The sequence below is a fragment of the Ruminococcus albus 7 = DSM 20455 genome, from assembly GCF_000179635.2.
In the GTDB taxonomy this organism is placed as follows: Bacteria; Bacillota; Clostridia; order Oscillospirales; family Ruminococcaceae; genus Hominimerdicola; species Hominimerdicola alba.
The window spans coordinates 344,173-360,683 of sequence record NC_014833.1; the positions used below are offsets into that span (position 1 = coordinate 344,173).

The window sequence follows — 16,511 nt, forward strand, 5'->3', positions numbered from 1 at the left end:
CAAAAGATGACATTTTCGTGTAAAAATGATGATCTCATCATTCGGAAGAATAGCGGTTTTATCGGATGTATGTGCATTTAAGTGCGCTGTTGCTAACTTTTCTAAGACGATAGATTGAAGGATAGTTATTGTATATGTCGCCGGGACAGGCGATTCCCGGTTGCAGATATGATATATTTTTATGTCAAATATATAAGATAAATCTTTAAATATATATAAAAAATATTAATAATAGTGATTTTAATGATAGCAAAAATGCAAATAAATGGATTATTTGTGGAGATTTAATATAATAAAACTAAATCATCTGTAAACTTTTGTTCTGAGTTGTACGGTCGTCTTATGAATATACAGAATGTTGTCTGTATCGGATATATCTGTATATTGACCTTATCTTTCAGGAATACTTTTCAGTCAATAAAAGGGTATCCACAGTGGTAATGGATACGCTTTTAAAATATCATATTCATTCTAAGGAGGAACTAGAAAATGAACGAGAGAAAAAATGCAAAAAAGGTAGCGGCAGGTCTGATCGCACTTACCATGGCAGCAGGAATGATACCTGCAGGTGTTTGCGGTTTTACAAGCATAGCAGCAAATGCTGATGAATTTGAGCTTGCAGTCCTTGCTGATGAAGTAGTTACCGATGATGAAACTACTGCAGCTGAAGAAGTTGAAGTTGTAGATTACAGCGCACTCAAAACAGGCAGTTACGTAATTGAAGACGGAAACGTTACTGTTGACAGTGTTATCACCGTTTCAGGCGTAGTTGATCTTACACTGAACGAGGGTGCTACACTTACTGCTTCTCAGGGTATAGTTATCGAAGAAGGCGCTGTACTCAACGTTTATGGTGAAGGTACACTTATCGCAGTTGGTGCTCCCAATGAAGGTACAAACCAGTTCGGTCACAATGCTATCAAGGGTACTATAAACATTTACGGCGGTACTGTAGATGCTACTGCAAGTGATTCTGCACAGGGATATGGCAGCACAGGCTGGCTGCGCGGTAACGGCGGTGTTCCCGGTGTAGCAGCTATCGATGGTGATATAACTGTATATGGCGGCAAAGTTATCGCTAAGGGCGGTAATGCAGGCAATGGTGGCGATGGCTGGTATGCAGGCAACGGCGGAAACGGCGGATATGCACTGGCAGGCAAGATCACAATCTACGGTGGCGATTTTGACCTTAAGGGCGGAAAAGCCGGCAAGGGCGTAAAGAGCAGCAACTCATGGGGCGGTTATCCCGATGGCGTAGATGGTAAGGACGGTGCTGCATTCGATCCCAATTCTTCCGTATATGTAGACGGCAAGGGTGCAATTATTGAGAAGATCAACTATGTAACATGGAACTGGATCCTTCTTGAGGACGGTACATACACCGCAGTTCCCAAGCTGTTCAAGGCTGACGGCAGCGAGAGCGATATCAGCGAAAAGGAAGTAAACATTACAACTGCTTATTCTAAGGGTCTGACAATCTATACCGCTACTGTATTTGTTGACGGCAAGGCATACAGCAATTCTATCCAGACTGAGGCAAAGGTGAAGTATAACCCCGAAGTTACCCACGAGGAGGGTTATAAGAAGGTAACTCTGAAATGGGATAACGTATACGGTGCACAGAAGTATGGTGTTGCCGGTTACGTAAACGGAACCTGGACACTTCTGGATCAGGTTCACGGCAATTCTTATGATCTGAAAAATCTGAAACCCGGTCACGAGTGCAAGGTAGCAGTAGTAGCTATGTTCAACGGTAGGTGGAACATGGATGATTCCAATGTTATCACTGTATCTCCCAAGGATGCTGAATATCCTCAGGTCAACGATATTGAGTACAGCAGACAGTTCCATCAGTTCAGACTGCATTGGGATGAAGTAGATGATGCAGATGAGTACGCTGTTGCTGTTAAGCTTGCAGGCAAGTGGAAGGTCATCGGCCGCACCGAAGATACTTCTTATACTTCTCCTAAGCTGATAGTTGACAGCTCCTATGAGATGGTAGTTATTGCTAAGATCGACGGCAATTGGGATCTTGATGCTATTGATAGCAGATCCTTCAACGTAACTGTTCAGTAATAAGGCTGTTATAACAGATAATTCTGCAATTAAATAAGGCGGTCCAATAACGGACCGCCTTTTTGCGTTATCTATATGTTCAAAGATTTCTTATCCCTTTAATATGTGCAGCTATCAGTGAAATGTCTGTAATATTCACCTTGCCGTCGCCGTTTACATCGGCTGCGGTTTTGTCCTTAGGTGTCTTTATTCCCTTGACCAGTGCCGCTGCAAGAGAAATGTCAGTAACATCTACCTTGCCGTCGTGGTTGATATCACCTGTCTGAAGATCATCTACGGGTGGTACATCACCTTCGACGGGATAAGATCTAAGGTCGGGGAGCTCATCCAGTGTCAGAACATATTCGCTGTTATAGACTTTCTTCCACATCTCAGCGGTGGAGTACTCTTCCGAAAGCTTGCTGCCGCTGCGAACGAATTCTCCGCCCCAGATACAGAACCAGCTCCACAGGGTATTTCTGTCATGAGCTACATCGGGATCAAAAAGACAGCCGTTCTCCGAAAGGGTTACTATCTTTGTGTCATCGGTATAATCTGCAGCCTCCAGGAACTTGCTTGACTGAGGAGAAGTCACCTGCTTGCCGGGGTATATGTCTTCACCGATGATATCCACATACTCATCTCCGGGATACCAGTCCTTTGACTGACCGTTGTATACCCATATCAGATTGTTCAGACCATGTTCATTTGTAAGCTTGTCATACATGGTCACCCAGAGCTTTTTGTAACTGTTCGCGCTTCCACTGCCCCACCAGAACCAGCCGCCGCTGCCCTCGTGGAGAGGTCTGAACAGTATCGGAACATCTGCATCCTGCAGTTTTTTCAGTTCAGCTGCTATAGTATCAATATCAGACATCAGCAGCTTATAACCCTCGGGATCCTTGCCGTTCATTACAGCATCAAAATCAATAGTAACATTTGCGGTGTAAAAACTGCCCCACCACATGGGGTTGCCGTTGCTGTCTTTTCCCTCTTTTATGTACTTTCTGGGTGCGCTCCAGTGCCAGCACATCTCAACTATTCCGCCTGCCTTAGAGAATTCAATTGCCTTTTCTACTGAGTTTCCCTTTGCGCCAAGAGATACTCTTGACGGTGTGTAGTCCATAAGGTCAAGTCCGACCAGTGCAGGGGTCTTGCCTGTAGCTTCCTTTATTACCTTAAATTCTGTGCCGTTCAGACCGCCGTCGCACTGCTGTCCCGAAATTGTCTTCATACCGTAGTTGTCTTTCAGGAAAGCCATAAGACGCTTGGTGCTGTCAGTGGCATTTTTATTTGAAAGCTCACCCTTAACATCGTAGCTGTTTTTCAGCTGTGCTGCATTTATCACCAGTGCATCGATGTTTATCCAGCCCCATGAGGGTGTCACAGTGATGTCATGGCTGCCCTTTTCCATGAATACATTCTTTATTTCCGAATCGTTCATAGCGCCGCTTTCAGACTTGAATCTGCCTGTGAACTCACCATCTACGGAAGCGTTGTTCTCCTTGCTGCCGCCAATGCCCGAACTTATGAAATCCAGATCGTACCAGCCGGTCTCAGATATCTCCACCTTGAAAGTCACACTGCCCTCGCTTTTCAGGCTTACATAATCTCCCTGAACGTCAACTTTGTCCAGTACTGCCTTCTCAGCCTCATATCTTGCCGCAGCTTTCTCAGCTGAAACAGGTACTGATGCCAGAACACAGACTGCAGCGCATACAGCTGCCAGCACCCTTTTGTGCCTTGCTTTGATATTATCCATTGATTATCCCTCCGAAAATTATTCATACAGAATCCTTCTGCTGTATCATTCTAACATGAATGACCGCCTTTGTAAATAGTTTCAGGATATTTCCCGCAAAAAAGAGAATGAAATTGTTTTCAGAAAAGGATTACCTTGTCTGTTTGCATAAATGATCACAAATGCAGATCAGTATTTATACTATGGTATATCCTTCTGAGGTCAAAGCATCCAATGCCCGTTCAAAGTTTTCTTCTTTCACAAGGATATAATCCGTGTTATATGTTGATACTGCGAATATGCCGATCTTATGTTCTGCCAGGATGCCGGATAGTTTTGAAAGTATACCGATCAATGAAAAGTCAAGAACTCCCTGGATACGGAAACCTCTCCATCCGTCATCACGTTCGATAGTGTTTTGCGGCGTATCCTCTGATCTGCACACCAATGATAATTCTTCATCGGTCTTACCTATAAAATAAAAATCAGTATCCACGTCGATATCCGAAAACTTTGATACTTTACATACAGTAAGCTCATAATTGATGATCTTCAGCTCCATAGATATTGTTTCCTCCTAAAAATCTGATCTTTCAGGCAGTCAAACTGCCGATACTCTACCTGAATTATATCATTCAGCCCCAAAAAAGTCAATCGTCAACCAATAAAGTGAACAATACAGCAATAGTTGGCTTGATTGTTCTGTTATTATATTCTATACTAAGTAATACGGTGTGAACAGTCTGAGTTGTAAAACTTAGTAAAAATATATGGTCATTCCTTGAACACACCGCTTTATACACCGGTATAACAGTGAGATGACCATATAAGATCATTAAAAGGAGAATATTATGGGATTCAAAGTAATGGGCGTTACTGCCGGACGTAAGGACAGCAACTGTGAGATACTGCTGAAAGAGGCACTTCTTGTCTGTCAGGAGCAGGGTGCTGAGATAACTATGATCAATCTCAAGGACTATGAACTGCTTGACTGCACAGGCTGTACTTCATGTACAATGGGAATGTCAATGGGTAAGCATACAGGCTGTTCACTTGACAAAAAGGACGATAAGAAAAAGATAATGGACATTCTTCTCGATCAGGATGCTGTTATTTTTTCAGCACCTACATACGCGCTTATGCCGTCCTCGCTTTTCCTGAAATTCATGCACCGCAACCTCGCGTATGAAACTGCATTCCTTACCAAGATAGGCGCTATAGCTCCCCGTGACCGTGTAGGTGCCCTCATCGCTGTGGGCGGTTCAACACGTTCATGGCAGTCGATGGCTCTGGAATGTATGCAGGCAGCTACATTCTCAAACAGCTTCAAGATAGTTGATATGTACATGGCAACAATGGTGCCCGCTCCCGCACAGGTTCTTCTGCACGAGGAAAAGCTTGCAAGGGCAAGAGAGATAGGTGCAAATATCATGAAGTCACTGAATACCCCTGCCGCAGAGCGTCAGTGGCTGGGTGAGCCTGATGCAGGCTGGTGTCCTAACTGCCACAGCAATTGTCTTTGCCTTGGCGAACCCCAGTGGAAGGGATTACAGTATCCTATAGAATGTGCAGTATGCGGTGCAGGCGGAGATCTTGTCAAGACAGATGACGGCAAGTGGAAATTTGTGATAGCAGCAAACGGACTTGAACGTGACCGTACTTCCGAGGAAGGCAGAGGAGTTCATTGTGACGAGATCGCAGATACACAGGGCGGTTTCTTTATGGATCCCCAGAAGCGCGCAACTGTTGCAGAGAAACTGGAGAAATATAAAAAGATAAAGTTCCCGGGAATATAATTGTCTATTAGGGAATAGTATGCTGATAATGTGTGGGCTGCAGCCTCTGCTATCCGCATAGGGATGATTAACATTTTGATGTAAAAGACGATAGCGCCCTCTCTGATGTTTAGGAAGGGGCGCTATTTATGGGTATAGTCAAACTCACAGATACTGGGGATATGCTGCTGAAAACGGACAGCCATCCGACAAAGATCAGCTGTCCGTTTTGAGTTTGAGAGATATTTACAATGCTGACCTGTCACTTTACGGTAACAGTCACGGCATTTTTGATCGGGTTTGTTGTATCCCAACTGCCGTTCACTCTTGCAGCAACAGCGATTTTGTAGGTCTTGCCGGTGGTGAGGTTCTTGGGTGATGTGTATACAGTGCCTGTTATGTTCTGAGTCTGTATCCTCCACTTGCCTGCAAGGTATACAGCTATGCCGTATCTGTCAGCGCCTTCCACCTTGTTCCATGTAAATCTTACCTGGTGATATGTCTCGCTGTATTCGACCTTGATATTTGTGGGATATGTATTAGTGCTGTCGGAGTTTCCTGTATCGGTGCCAAAGCGCTTGTAGGTGTTCTTTCCGCTGTTTTCGATAACTGCATATTTACCGTTTCCGCTTATAATGGTTTTGGGTGCATTAACATTTACCCATCCGTCGCCATTTGGCAGATATGTATTTTGTGCTATATTTTTGAAATCCTTGCCAAGGGTGATAGTATTCAGACCATCGCATAGGGTGAACATATCGTTCATGTATATGACCTCACTTGTGTCAAAACTGCTGAGATCAAGGGAAGTCAGGGCGGTGCAGCCTCCGAACATAGTGTACATCTCTGTGACTTTACGTGTATCAAAACCGCTTATATCAAGCTTTGTCAGAGCAGAACAGCCGTTGAACATACTGTACATAAGTGTAACATTGGATGTGTTGAATCTGCTAAGATCAAGTCTGGAAATACCTGAACAGCAATAGAACATACTGCCCATATTTGTAACGTTACCTGTATCAAATCCGCTTACATCAAGTGCAGTCAGCTTTTTGCAGTTTAAGAACATGGCACTCATATCTGTGACCTTGCTTGTATCAAAACTTCTAAGATCAAGTGAAGAAAGGTTGGTGCAGCCATAGAACATACCGGACATATCCGTAACATTACTTGTATCAAATCCACTGAGATCTATCGAAGACAGATTCTTACATCCGCTGAACATATCAGCCATATTCGTGACCTTGCTTGTGTCGAGATCACGTACAGCTATTTTTTTTAGCGCAGAACACTCAGCAAAAATTGAGCTCATATCTGTTACGCTGCTTGCATCAGCCTTTGAAAGATCTATAGAAGTGCAATTATTGTAATAGTAAAAAAGGCTGCTGCTGTTGTTCGGGAGTACTGTTCCCTCCTCGGCTGTTACAGATATTACTTTTACATCATTATAATAGCCGAATTCCTTTAATGTATCACGATCTACCTCTCCTCTGAGGGTGAGCACACCTGTTGTTTCGTCAAAGGAATAACAGCTGCAATCAATTGAAGCGGCCTGAGCTGTGATGTTTTTTGTGATTATTGGTGTTCCGTAGCTGACAGCACCTGCTGCCATACAAAGTGACATTACTACTGCCATAAATTTCTTTACCTGCATGATCGTTCCTCCGTTTTACAGTTATTGCCCACCGAAAGACTGTTTAGCGGTATGACAATATTTTAACCGATATTTCAAGAACTATGATAGCACATATAAAAATCAATGTCAATGATTTTTGTATTATCATTTGATCATTCGTGGGTTCTCAATAAAATGATAGCTTGTTAATTTATAATTTATTCAATGAACTAAAGTAAGTACGATGATTTGTATGTAAATAATATAATTAATACTTCTGTGATATTTTGGGCCTCGCTTGCCGGATCCCGACTTGCTTGATCGATGTGCCGATTAGTGTAAGTTCCTGGAAATACCATTTTCTAGAAGTTTGTGCGCTGCTTTGATATATATATCGCTATGGTGATTTTAATTCACTGAAAATTAACATATGATTTACGCAGATTTTGAAACTTTTGAGCTTTTTGAACGTCTATTATAATGTATAATAAAACTAATATGTTTGAAAGAGAAGGTAATGAAAAAAATGAAGAGAAAACTATTTTGTGAGTTATGTCCCCTTACATATGCTTTATCCGTAAAAAAATGCGAAGCACTCAGATTCTTGCACGATCTTAAAGATAAGCATACATTCGCCCGCACTATCTCCGAGGACAAGCTGGAATACGTGATATACAAGCACAATTCCCTTATACGCAGGCGTCTTGGAAATGTAAATATGCAGCTTCAGGAAAACAAGGCTGTCAATCTTTCGCTTGCAGCCCCGAAGATAAATGGTGTACTTATTCATCCGGGTGAAACTTTTTCCTTCTGGAATCTTGTCGGCAGTCTTACAGTGAAAAAGGGCTACCGCGAGGGGCTGACCATATTTTCCGATCATCCGTCCTCCGGTCTTGGCGGAGGTATGTGCCAGATGACCAATCTGATACACTGGATGATACTCCATTCCGAAATGACTATCACCGAACATCACCACCACGATCAGATAGACCTTTTCCCTGATTTCAACAGAACTATACCTTTCGGTACAGGTACATCTATAATGTACAATTATCTTGATTACCGCTTCCGCAACGATACCGACAATACTTATCAGCTTATAATCTATACGACCGATGAGTATCTCTGCGGTGAACTTAGGGCAGAAAAAAGGCAGGATTACAAGTTCCATATACAGGCAGAGAATGTATATTTTTCCCGTGAAGACGGTGTAGTTTACCGTAACGGAGATGTTTACCGCGAAAAAGTCGACCGCCGCTCGGGAGTGCACGTTTCAAAAGAGGTAATAAGGCATAACCACGCGAGGGTATGTTATGATACATCTGATCTGACGATAGTTGATCAGCAACCTGCAGTGTGATATCAAAGCTGATGACAAATAAATAGTCTAGTATAAATAGTGAGGGGCTGTTGCGTGTTGCAACAGCCCCTTTATCCTTATATCTCCAGCCTGAGAGCCTTGCAGTTCATATCTATGAACTGTGGCTTAACAGTTTTTTTCATGGTGTCCTCAACATCGTCTATGCCGAAGGGCAGCACGCCTGTGCGTACCGATCTTCCCAGCATTATCATGTTGAGCGCTCTGGGAGAACCTACCTCTCTGCAGGCAGCTTCACCGTCGATGGTTTCTAATTCAGCAACGTTCTTTTCAAGATATTCAAGCATTTCTCTGCCTGTGTATGATGTGCCTTTCAGTGATACAGTAACAGGAACGATGGGGTGAGTATTCACGATCACCTTTCCGCCCTCTTTCAGATAAGGCAGCATACGCACTGCTTCCGCAGGTTCAAAGGCTATGATAAGATCTGCTGTTTTTTCGGGGAACATGGGGCAGTAAAGATCATCACCCAGTCTTAAAAAGCTGAATACGCTTCCGCCCTTCTGCGCCATACCGATAGTCTCCGCGCTCATTACGGGGATATCCTTTGCCATTGCTGTAGCCGCGATAAGCTTTGAGGTCAGCACTATGCCCTGTCCGCCAACGCCGCATATAAGAATATTATTCTGCATTTTTGCCGCCTCCTATCGCATTAACGGGACATACCTGCGCACACAGACCGCAGCCGGTGCACAGACTTTCCTCTATAGCTATCTTGCCGTCCCTGAGAACGAGTCCGGGACATCCCAGAAGATTCTTGCACTTCTGGCAGTTGATACATTTCTCAGTGTCGATCACCGCAGGTCTTTCGGGCTTTATCAGCACCGCGCAGGGCGATTTGAATATTATCGCCTTAACACCCTTTTCCTCTGCAACGCGCTTTACTGTTGTAACAGCTTCATCAAGTTTCAGCGGATCAACGGTTTCTACGGTCTTTACTCCGACACCGTGAAGTACCTGTTCGATATTGACCTTGTCAACTACCTGACCCATCATCGTTCTGCCTGTGCCGGGGTGGGGCTGATGACCTGTCATGGCAGTGGTGGAGTTATCCAGAACTACCAGCGTCATGTCAGCCTGATTGTACACTGCGTTCACAACACCTGTTATAGCAGATGCGAAAAATGTTGAGTCACCGACGAAAGCAAAACACTTTGTATCTGGTTCGATGCGTCCGATGCCCTGGGTGATGTTCACACCTGCGCCCATGCAAAGGCAGGTATCCACCATATCAAGCGGCATGGCGTTGCCGAGGGTATAACAGCCGATATCTCCGCAGAATACGCTCTTGATGCCTTTCATTGCCTGCTTTACCGCGAAGAATGATGCTCTGTGAGGACAACCCGCACAAAGTACAGGAGGTCTTACGGGCAGAGGTGGAACGTCCTCAGCTTTTGTTTCATCGGGGATATATATTCCAAGGAAAGAAGCAGCAGCGTGTTTTACGGATGTGCAGGTGTTCTCACCTGCGGTGGGGATATTGCCTGTCTGCTTGCCGTATATCTTCGTATCAAGACCGTATTTTCCGCATACGTATATCAGTCCTCTCTCGATGACAGGGTCAAGCTCCTCTATGCAGAGGACTTCGTCAAGTCCCTCAAGAAAAGCTTTTGCAGCTTCTTCGGGAAATGGGAATGGGGTGCCGACCTTGAAAAGTGGAACTTCAACATTCAGTGCTTTCAGCGCTTCCTTGGTGTAGGTATAGCTTATTCCGTGTGTTGCGATGCCGCGTTTGCCTGTGCCGCCGATAGTGGGATTAAGTCCGCTGCCGCTGAATACTGCAGAAAGCTCAGTGTTGCGCTTTTCTATATCGCCGTGTGCCTTGAAGGAAAGTCTTGGGAATATTACCCATTTCATTGGGTCGCGTACAAATCCCTCGGGGCTGTTCTTTTTCAGCTCGCTGTCGTCCTTTACTTCAATAGATGCGTATCCGTGACAGACTCTTGTAGTCGGACGGAAAAGTACAGGGGTGTGATACTTTTCGGAGTACTCAAAAGCGGTCTGTATCATGTCATAAGCTTCCTGCACCGATGAGGGGTCAAAGCAGGGGAGTTTTGAATAAGCCGCGAAAGTACGTGTGTCCTGTTCGGTCTGTGAGGATATGGGTCCCGGGTCATCGGCTACGAGTATAACCATGCCGCCCTTAACTCCGATGTATGCAAGGCTCATCAGCGGATCTGAAGCCACATTCAGACCCACCTGCTTCATGGTCACCATGCATCTGGCACCACTGTAAGCCGCACCTGCACCGACCTCCAGCGCAGCCTTTTCGTTTACAGACCACTCCACATACAGACTGCCGTCATTGTTTTTAGCAGCAGTTTCCAGTACCTCGGTGGATGGTGTGCCGGGGTATCCGGAGATAACATTCAGACCCGCAGCTATCGCACCTCTCGCGATGGCTGCGTTGCCCATCAGAAATTCTTTATGCATAAAAAACGCTCCTTTTTTATGGATATTTACCTATAGTATTATATCATATTATCAGAAAAAAGTAAAGACGCCTATAAACGGATCACATCACATTCGGCTTCAGATTGAAAAGCGCAGTAAGAATACATCCGCCGCGCAGAAAACTTCAGCGGAGAACGCAAAATGCTTTCTCCGCTTTTTAAAGTGCTGTTATATCCTTTTGAATACTGTTGCAGACAGCGGCGCACAGCGCACGTATCCCGAGCATTCTTCATCATCTGTAAAACCGAATTCGTCCAGACGCTTGTAGAATATTCCCCAGGGCAGATTGAAATATCTCTCCTCGGGGTACGGATTGAGTGATATTACAAAGCATTCCTTTTCGCTTTCCAGTTTCCATACTATGAAATTGGCATCGCCTGTGTCAATGAACTGCAAATGCTGTTCAACGTCACCCTTGTTTGCCATACGGAAAAGTCCGCTTGATTTTCTAAGCTTTATCAGCGCCTTGTAATAGTTGAATACACAGCGGTACTTGTTCTTTTTGTTCCATTTTATAGCATTGGTGAAATCAGGTGCATTGTAGCTGTTGCCGTTGTAAGTGTGTACCTCGTTTGGAGCGCTGCCGCTGTTGGTCTTATCGGGTTTGCTCCTCAGAAAATCCTGCCCCAGCTGGATAAATGGCATACCCTGTGATAGTATTATTATCGCAGCCGCAAGTCTGTCCATTTTTATAAGATCGGCAGAGGTGTAGTGATTGCTGCAGGATATCTTCAGCTTGTCCCATAGTGTGTGGTTGTCGTGGGCTTCGGCATAATTGACAGCCTGTGTAGGTTCAAATGCCCAGCAGGCTTCGGATGCATCATAAAGCTGATAATGTGGTACCGAGCCCGCTATACCTCTTTTGAGTATTGATGAGGTGTTTCGGTTTCCGCTTATGAATCCCAGGTCATAGGGATTGAAAGTACCGCCCTTGACCGAATCGCGGATATTATCATTGAAAAGTCCCACTCTTCCGAATCTGTAGCTGTTCCACTTGTAAGCCAGCTTGTCAGCAGGCATGGGGGATTCGCCGCCTGTCCAGCCCTCTCCGTACATCAGCAGACCCGGGTCTATCTTGTCCAGTTCATCGCGGATGATATTCACCGTTTCAATATCATGCAGCGCCATAAGGTCAAAGCGGAATCCGTCAACCTTGTATTCCTCTGCCCAGAATTTCAGTGAATCTATCATGTATTTGCGGAACATCAGGTGATCGGATGCGGTTTCGTTTCCGCAGCCCGAACCGTTTGAGAAGGTACCGTCCCGCCTTTTGCGGTGATAGTAACCGGGGAATGCCTTTTCAAAGGAGCTGTCCTCGGTGTGGTATGTATGGTTATATACAACGTCCATGATAACGCCTATACCGTTCTTGTGGAGCGTCATTACCAGTTCCTTGAATTCGCGTATGCGGCATTTCGGGTCAGCAGGATCGGTGGAATACGAACCCTCGAGGCAGTTGTAGTTCTTGGGATCATATCCCCAGTTGTACTGAGCTTTCTCCGGGTGGGCTTCATCTACGGTAGCATAGTCTGCCACAGGCAGAAGATGTACGTGAGTTATGCCAAGCTCCTTCAAATGGTCAAGACAGGTCTCCGATTTTCCGCAGCGCGTCCTGCTGTGTGTAAGCCCCAGAAATTTTCCTCTGTGTTCAGGGCATATCCCGGAACTTTCGTCAATGGTGATATCCCTGATATGGCATTCGTATACTATCGCCTGACAGGCATTGGCACATTTCGGCTTGGGAACATCGTCCCAGCCCTTCGGGTCTGTGGTATCGAAGTCTACTACCGCACCTCTGTTACCGTTGATACCGCAGGCTTTTGCATAGATGTCTATTGTTTCAAGACGGTTGTTCATATACTCGAATTCGTAGGAGAATGTATAGAAAAGTCCGTCACAGCTTCGGAAAAGCTCAACGTACCATACGCCTTTGTCCAGCATCTCCATAGGCAGTGTTTCGATGCGGTTGTCACCTTCACCGTCAAGATAAAGGTTCAGGTAAACTCCTGTAGCCAGCGGTGACCAGGTCTTGAAAACAGTCCTGTCCTTGTCCTCGCCGACGATGTTTGCACCAAGGTCGTTGCCGTCATAGTAATATTTATTGTCGATATCTGCCGCGTTGAATCTCAGCAATTATTTCACCAACTTTGTTTATGATTCATTTTTTCCTTACGTAAGCTTGTCAAGCTCTTCGCGGAGCTTTCGCTTCATATCCTCAAGTTTCTCTGCATCGGGACGATTGTCGTCGCTGTACATCACATCCATTGGTATGCTCCACACAGGTCCTCTGCCATTGTTGTAGCAGTTTCCGATATCTCCCGTCCTCCGCGGGAAAAGGTGCCAGTGCAGATGAGCGTCCCCCATACCGAGAAGTTCGTAGTTCATCTTTTCAGCACCGAAAGCCTTTGCCGCCGCTTCGGCAACAAGCACCATTTCCTCCATGAATTTCGCACGCTCGGCGGTATCAAGGTGAAAAAGCTCGGTCTTGTCACCGTGGTGTTTATAAAGAAAAAGCGTGTAACCGTAAAAATACTGATGATCGCCTATGACCACATAGCCAGTTTCGAGCTCTTTTACGAGATAGGGGTTTTCGCCCTTTTTTATCATATCTATCCTGTCGCATATAAGGCACATATTTCTGCTCCTGTTAAAAATTCCATTTTATACCTATGCTCGCCGCCGCTTTATTTTACAGATTTCGCCAGCTGTTCACCCTGACGCACCTTTGTCTCAGCGCCCTCGCGGGTGTTTATCAGCAGGTCTTCATCAACTATTGCCGCGCCTTTTTCAAGCAGTACTACGATAGTCGAACCGCCGAATTCAAACATACCCTTTTCTTCGCCCTGACGAACTCTGTGATTTCCCCAGGGGTGGTGGTTGGAAATTTTACCCACCATAAGTGCCCCGACTTCCATCTGTATCACATCGCCGAAGAACTCTGTTCTCAGCATACAGTAGGTTCGGGAATTCTCTTTGTATACCTCCACATGGCGGTTAGCCACGGGGTTTACTGTATTCAGGAAGCCCTTTATCTCACGGTCATGGCTTTTGATACCGCTGAGTGGATAGATGTATCTGTGGTAGTCGTCAACGCTGAGTCTTATGATAAGAGCATATCCACCTGCGTATTTCTGTGCCAGCTTTTTGTCACGCAGCAGGCTGTCCACATTGTATACCGAGTCCTTTATAACAAAGGTATTCGATGGTGTTATCTCATAAGCGCTCACTTTACCGTCCGAGGGTGAGACCAGTTTGTGTTCATCGGGCTCAAAGTGTCTTCTGCCGGGCTTTATCCTGCGGGTGAAGAACTCGTTGAAAGATGAATACTGCTTGTCCTCGTAATCGAACATATCTATACCGTTCTTTTCAGCGAAATTCTCAATGAACCCGCTGCTGAGTCTGCTGTTCAGCACCTTTCTGCTGACCTTTGAAAACACAGGGAGTGAAGCTATCTCCAGCACGCTTCTTCCCAGATAGCTGTCATAGGCATCATTGAGAAACCTGTCCTGATTTGTAGTGACTTTGTACTCGTTGCCCTGTCTGTCTCTGTACCTCATAAGTTTACGCTCCTTTCTAACAATTCATATAACAGTCATTAGGACCTTTTTCCTTATCAACATTTACTATTACTTCAGATGAATCCCACAGTTTATCGGAATCATATGTAACAATGATCTCTGTCTCATAAATGTCTAAACTTATCAGGGATATACCTTCGTATTTAGCCTGCTCGGGAAGATCGTTGCCTTCTTCATCAAACGCATCAACATTCTTTGAAGCATATATCCTGCATTTTTCATTCAATTCGGCTATGTCACACACAAGCTCAGCCGCGTTTCTTATGCACTCGTTCCACTTATCGGGCTCATATTCCGCGTATATATAGATACCGATACTTTCTTCACCGGACTTTATCTCGCCCTCGAAACGCTCTTCTGTTCTGTCGTATTTAAGCTCTCCGAAGAACTCGTCCTTTACGATGATAGGCTTGTTGTATTCGTCTACATATGCCTGAAGTTCGGGACACTGCACATTTTTATCCACAACTCTCTCAAGCCAGAATCTGTGGTATTTTTTCGTATTGTCCGTATCGACAGCATCCTTGGACTTTTGCTCACGTACACGCACACGGTACATACCGTTTCCGGTGAAGCCCTTTAGTTTGCCGCAGTAACTGCGGGCTTCCTTTCTGATGTACCAGTGGAGGTCTCCTGCCTCGGGTATGAGTACGCCTTTTTCCTCGTCATAAAAGGCTAAACAACCAACATTTACGCGGTACGTTTTAGCATTTATGCGGAACGATCCGTCCGTGTTGCATTTATCAACAGCGGCAACCAGCGTGCGGATATCATTTTCATAATATGTATTCTCTCCTACTGCGCTGTCGGGGTCGATATTGCCCATGGAGATCTTTCTGATGAATCTGCGTCCGTAATGAGTCAGCAGCACCCACAGCACTGTCAGCATGAAAAATGCACCGAGCTCCCGACCCGATTCTTTCAGACAGTAAAGGGTAAGTATCAGCAGAAACAGACCTCCGCCGTACCAGACTATGTATAACAGCGCCTTGGGAAAATACCTTATCAGCTTCAGATATGCCACAAAGGACTCTTTGAAGTTTTCACCCTGCGCCTTACGTATCGCCGCACCTTCGAGCCCTGTGAGGATATACCCCGCCAACAGGACAAGAAATGCGAACAGCAGATCTTCGGGTCTGCCATCATTGATATAGTCTCTCACCAAAAGGATGATAAACACACCCGAGAATGTGATCGTACAGCTCATAAGAAGTATCAGTATCCCGATGATAAATGCGGTCACGGCTTTTCCCTCCCAGTGAAGTTCTAGAGATCAGATGATATGGTTCATTTTCAGATAGCTGAACAGTATTATCAGCCCCAGTGTGAACATCACCAGCAGACCTTTGTTGCTTGGCTTGTTGACCTTTATCCTCAGTACGAACAGCACCGATATCAGTACAAGGAATCCCTGAAATACATAGGGGAATATGTACGAGGGGATATTATGTCTGCCGATATACAAAAGCGGCAGAACTATACAGACGCTTGTAACAGGCAGACCCTCGTACTCCTTGCGGTTCTCCTCCGTTTCACGCTGACGTTCCTCTTCCATAACGTTGAAGTACGCAAGCCTTATAACAGCCGCAAGTACTATCATCAGTGATGGTATCAGCCTCATGGGATAGACTGTAGGATAGTGGTATCCCAGCACAGCAGGGAAAACACCGAAGCACACGAGGTCACACAGCGAATCTATCTGTATGCCGAATACTTTTTCATGGTCTGAGCGGTTCTTCATCGAGCGTGCTATCTTGCCGTCGAATAAGTCGCATATACCCGATATTACCAGACAGAAAAATGCAACGGCATCATGTCCCTCAAATACCTGAGTTATCCCGAATACCGAGGATAACAATCCCACATAGGTGAGTATCACCGAATAATTATAAAAGCCTATCATTTGTTATTCTTC

13 protein-coding genes are annotated in these 16,511 nt (G+C 45.1%); 3 read left to right on the top strand and 10 right to left on the bottom strand.

The features are described 5' to 3' along the window. The first annotated feature begins 489 nt into the window (after nucleotides 1-489). On the top strand, nucleotides 490-2,076 hold the full coding sequence (locus RUMAL_RS20455) for a hypothetical protein (RefSeq protein ID WP_013497075.1): 1,587 nt from the start codon (nucleotides 490-492) through the stop codon (nucleotides 2,074-2,076). 79 nt (nucleotides 2,077-2,155) lie between these two features. On the opposite strand, the gene RUMAL_RS01645 is transcribed toward RUMAL_RS20455, so the two are convergent. Continuing rightward, nucleotides 2,156-3,817 (bottom strand): glycosyl hydrolase, encoded by a 1,662-nt coding sequence (locus RUMAL_RS01645; RefSeq protein WP_013497076.1) that lies wholly within the window; start codon nucleotides 3,815-3,817, stop codon nucleotides 2,156-2,158. Between the two features lie 175 nt (nucleotides 3,818-3,992). Continuing rightward, entirely contained in the window at nucleotides 3,993-4,358 is a 366-nt protein-coding gene (locus RUMAL_RS01650; RefSeq protein ID WP_013497077.1) for an ACT domain-containing protein, read from the bottom strand. 289 nt (nucleotides 4,359-4,647) lie between these two features. On the opposite strand from RUMAL_RS01650, the gene RUMAL_RS01655 reads away from it, so the two are divergent. Next, nucleotides 4,648-5,592, top strand: coding sequence for a flavodoxin family protein (locus RUMAL_RS01655; RefSeq protein ID WP_013497078.1), 945 nt, complete (start codon nucleotides 4,648-4,650; stop codon nucleotides 5,590-5,592). 241 nt (nucleotides 5,593-5,833) lie between these two features. Here the strand turns inward: RUMAL_RS01655 and RUMAL_RS20460 are convergent, their stop codons facing one another. Further along, entirely contained in the window at nucleotides 5,834-7,225 is a 1,392-nt protein-coding gene (locus RUMAL_RS20460) for a BspA family leucine-rich repeat surface protein (RefSeq protein WP_013497079.1), read from the bottom strand. A gap of 478 nt (nucleotides 7,226-7,703) precedes the next feature. Here RUMAL_RS20460 and RUMAL_RS01665 point away from each other — a divergent pair, with 478 nt between their 5' ends. Beyond that, nucleotides 7,704-8,546 carry a VanW family protein gene (locus RUMAL_RS01665; RefSeq protein ID WP_202946544.1) on the top strand — a complete coding sequence of 281 codons (843 nt, stop codon included), beginning with the start codon at nucleotides 7,704-7,706 and terminating at the stop codon, nucleotides 8,544-8,546. Nucleotides 8,547-8,623: 77 nt separating this feature from the next. On the opposite strand, the gene RUMAL_RS01670 is transcribed toward RUMAL_RS01665, so the two are convergent. The 7 genes from RUMAL_RS01670 to RUMAL_RS01700 form a co-directional block, all read right to left on the bottom strand. Continuing rightward, entirely contained in the window at nucleotides 8,624-9,196 is a 573-nt protein-coding gene (locus RUMAL_RS01670) for an indolepyruvate oxidoreductase subunit beta (protein WP_013497081.1), read from the bottom strand. Then, nucleotides 9,186-10,997 carry an indolepyruvate ferredoxin oxidoreductase subunit alpha gene (gene iorA / locus RUMAL_RS01675; RefSeq protein WP_013497082.1) on the bottom strand — a complete coding sequence of 604 codons (1,812 nt, stop codon included), beginning with the start codon at nucleotides 10,995-10,997 and terminating at the stop codon, nucleotides 9,186-9,188. The genes RUMAL_RS01670 and iorA overlap by 11 nt, the downstream gene beginning before the upstream one ends. Before the next feature lie 189 nt (nucleotides 10,998-11,186). After that, nucleotides 11,187-13,151: a type I pullulanase gene (gene pulA, locus RUMAL_RS01680; RefSeq protein ID WP_013497083.1), complete on the bottom strand. Its 1,965-nt coding sequence runs from the start codon at nucleotides 13,149-13,151 to the stop codon at nucleotides 11,187-11,189. 36 nt (nucleotides 13,152-13,187) lie between these two features. Then, nucleotides 13,188-13,652, bottom strand: coding sequence for an HIT family protein (locus RUMAL_RS01685; protein ID WP_013497084.1), 465 nt, complete (start codon nucleotides 13,650-13,652; stop codon nucleotides 13,188-13,190). A 50-nt stretch (nucleotides 13,653-13,702) separates the two neighbouring features. After that, nucleotides 13,703-14,575 carry a phosphatidylserine decarboxylase gene (locus RUMAL_RS01690; protein WP_013497085.1) on the bottom strand — a complete coding sequence of 291 codons (873 nt, stop codon included), beginning with the start codon at nucleotides 14,573-14,575 and terminating at the stop codon, nucleotides 13,703-13,705. A 16-nt stretch (nucleotides 14,576-14,591) separates the two neighbouring features. Next, nucleotides 14,592-15,839: a DUF7021 domain-containing protein gene (locus RUMAL_RS01695; protein WP_013497086.1), complete on the bottom strand. Its 1,248-nt coding sequence runs from the start codon at nucleotides 15,837-15,839 to the stop codon at nucleotides 14,592-14,594. Between the two features lie 30 nt (nucleotides 15,840-15,869). Continuing rightward, the gene (locus RUMAL_RS01700; protein WP_013497087.1) at nucleotides 15,870-16,499 is read right to left on the bottom strand and encodes a CDP-alcohol phosphatidyltransferase family protein; all 630 of its coding nucleotides are present in this window, start codon (nucleotides 16,497-16,499) and stop codon (nucleotides 15,870-15,872) included. Nucleotides 16,500-16,511 lie beyond the last annotated feature (12 nt).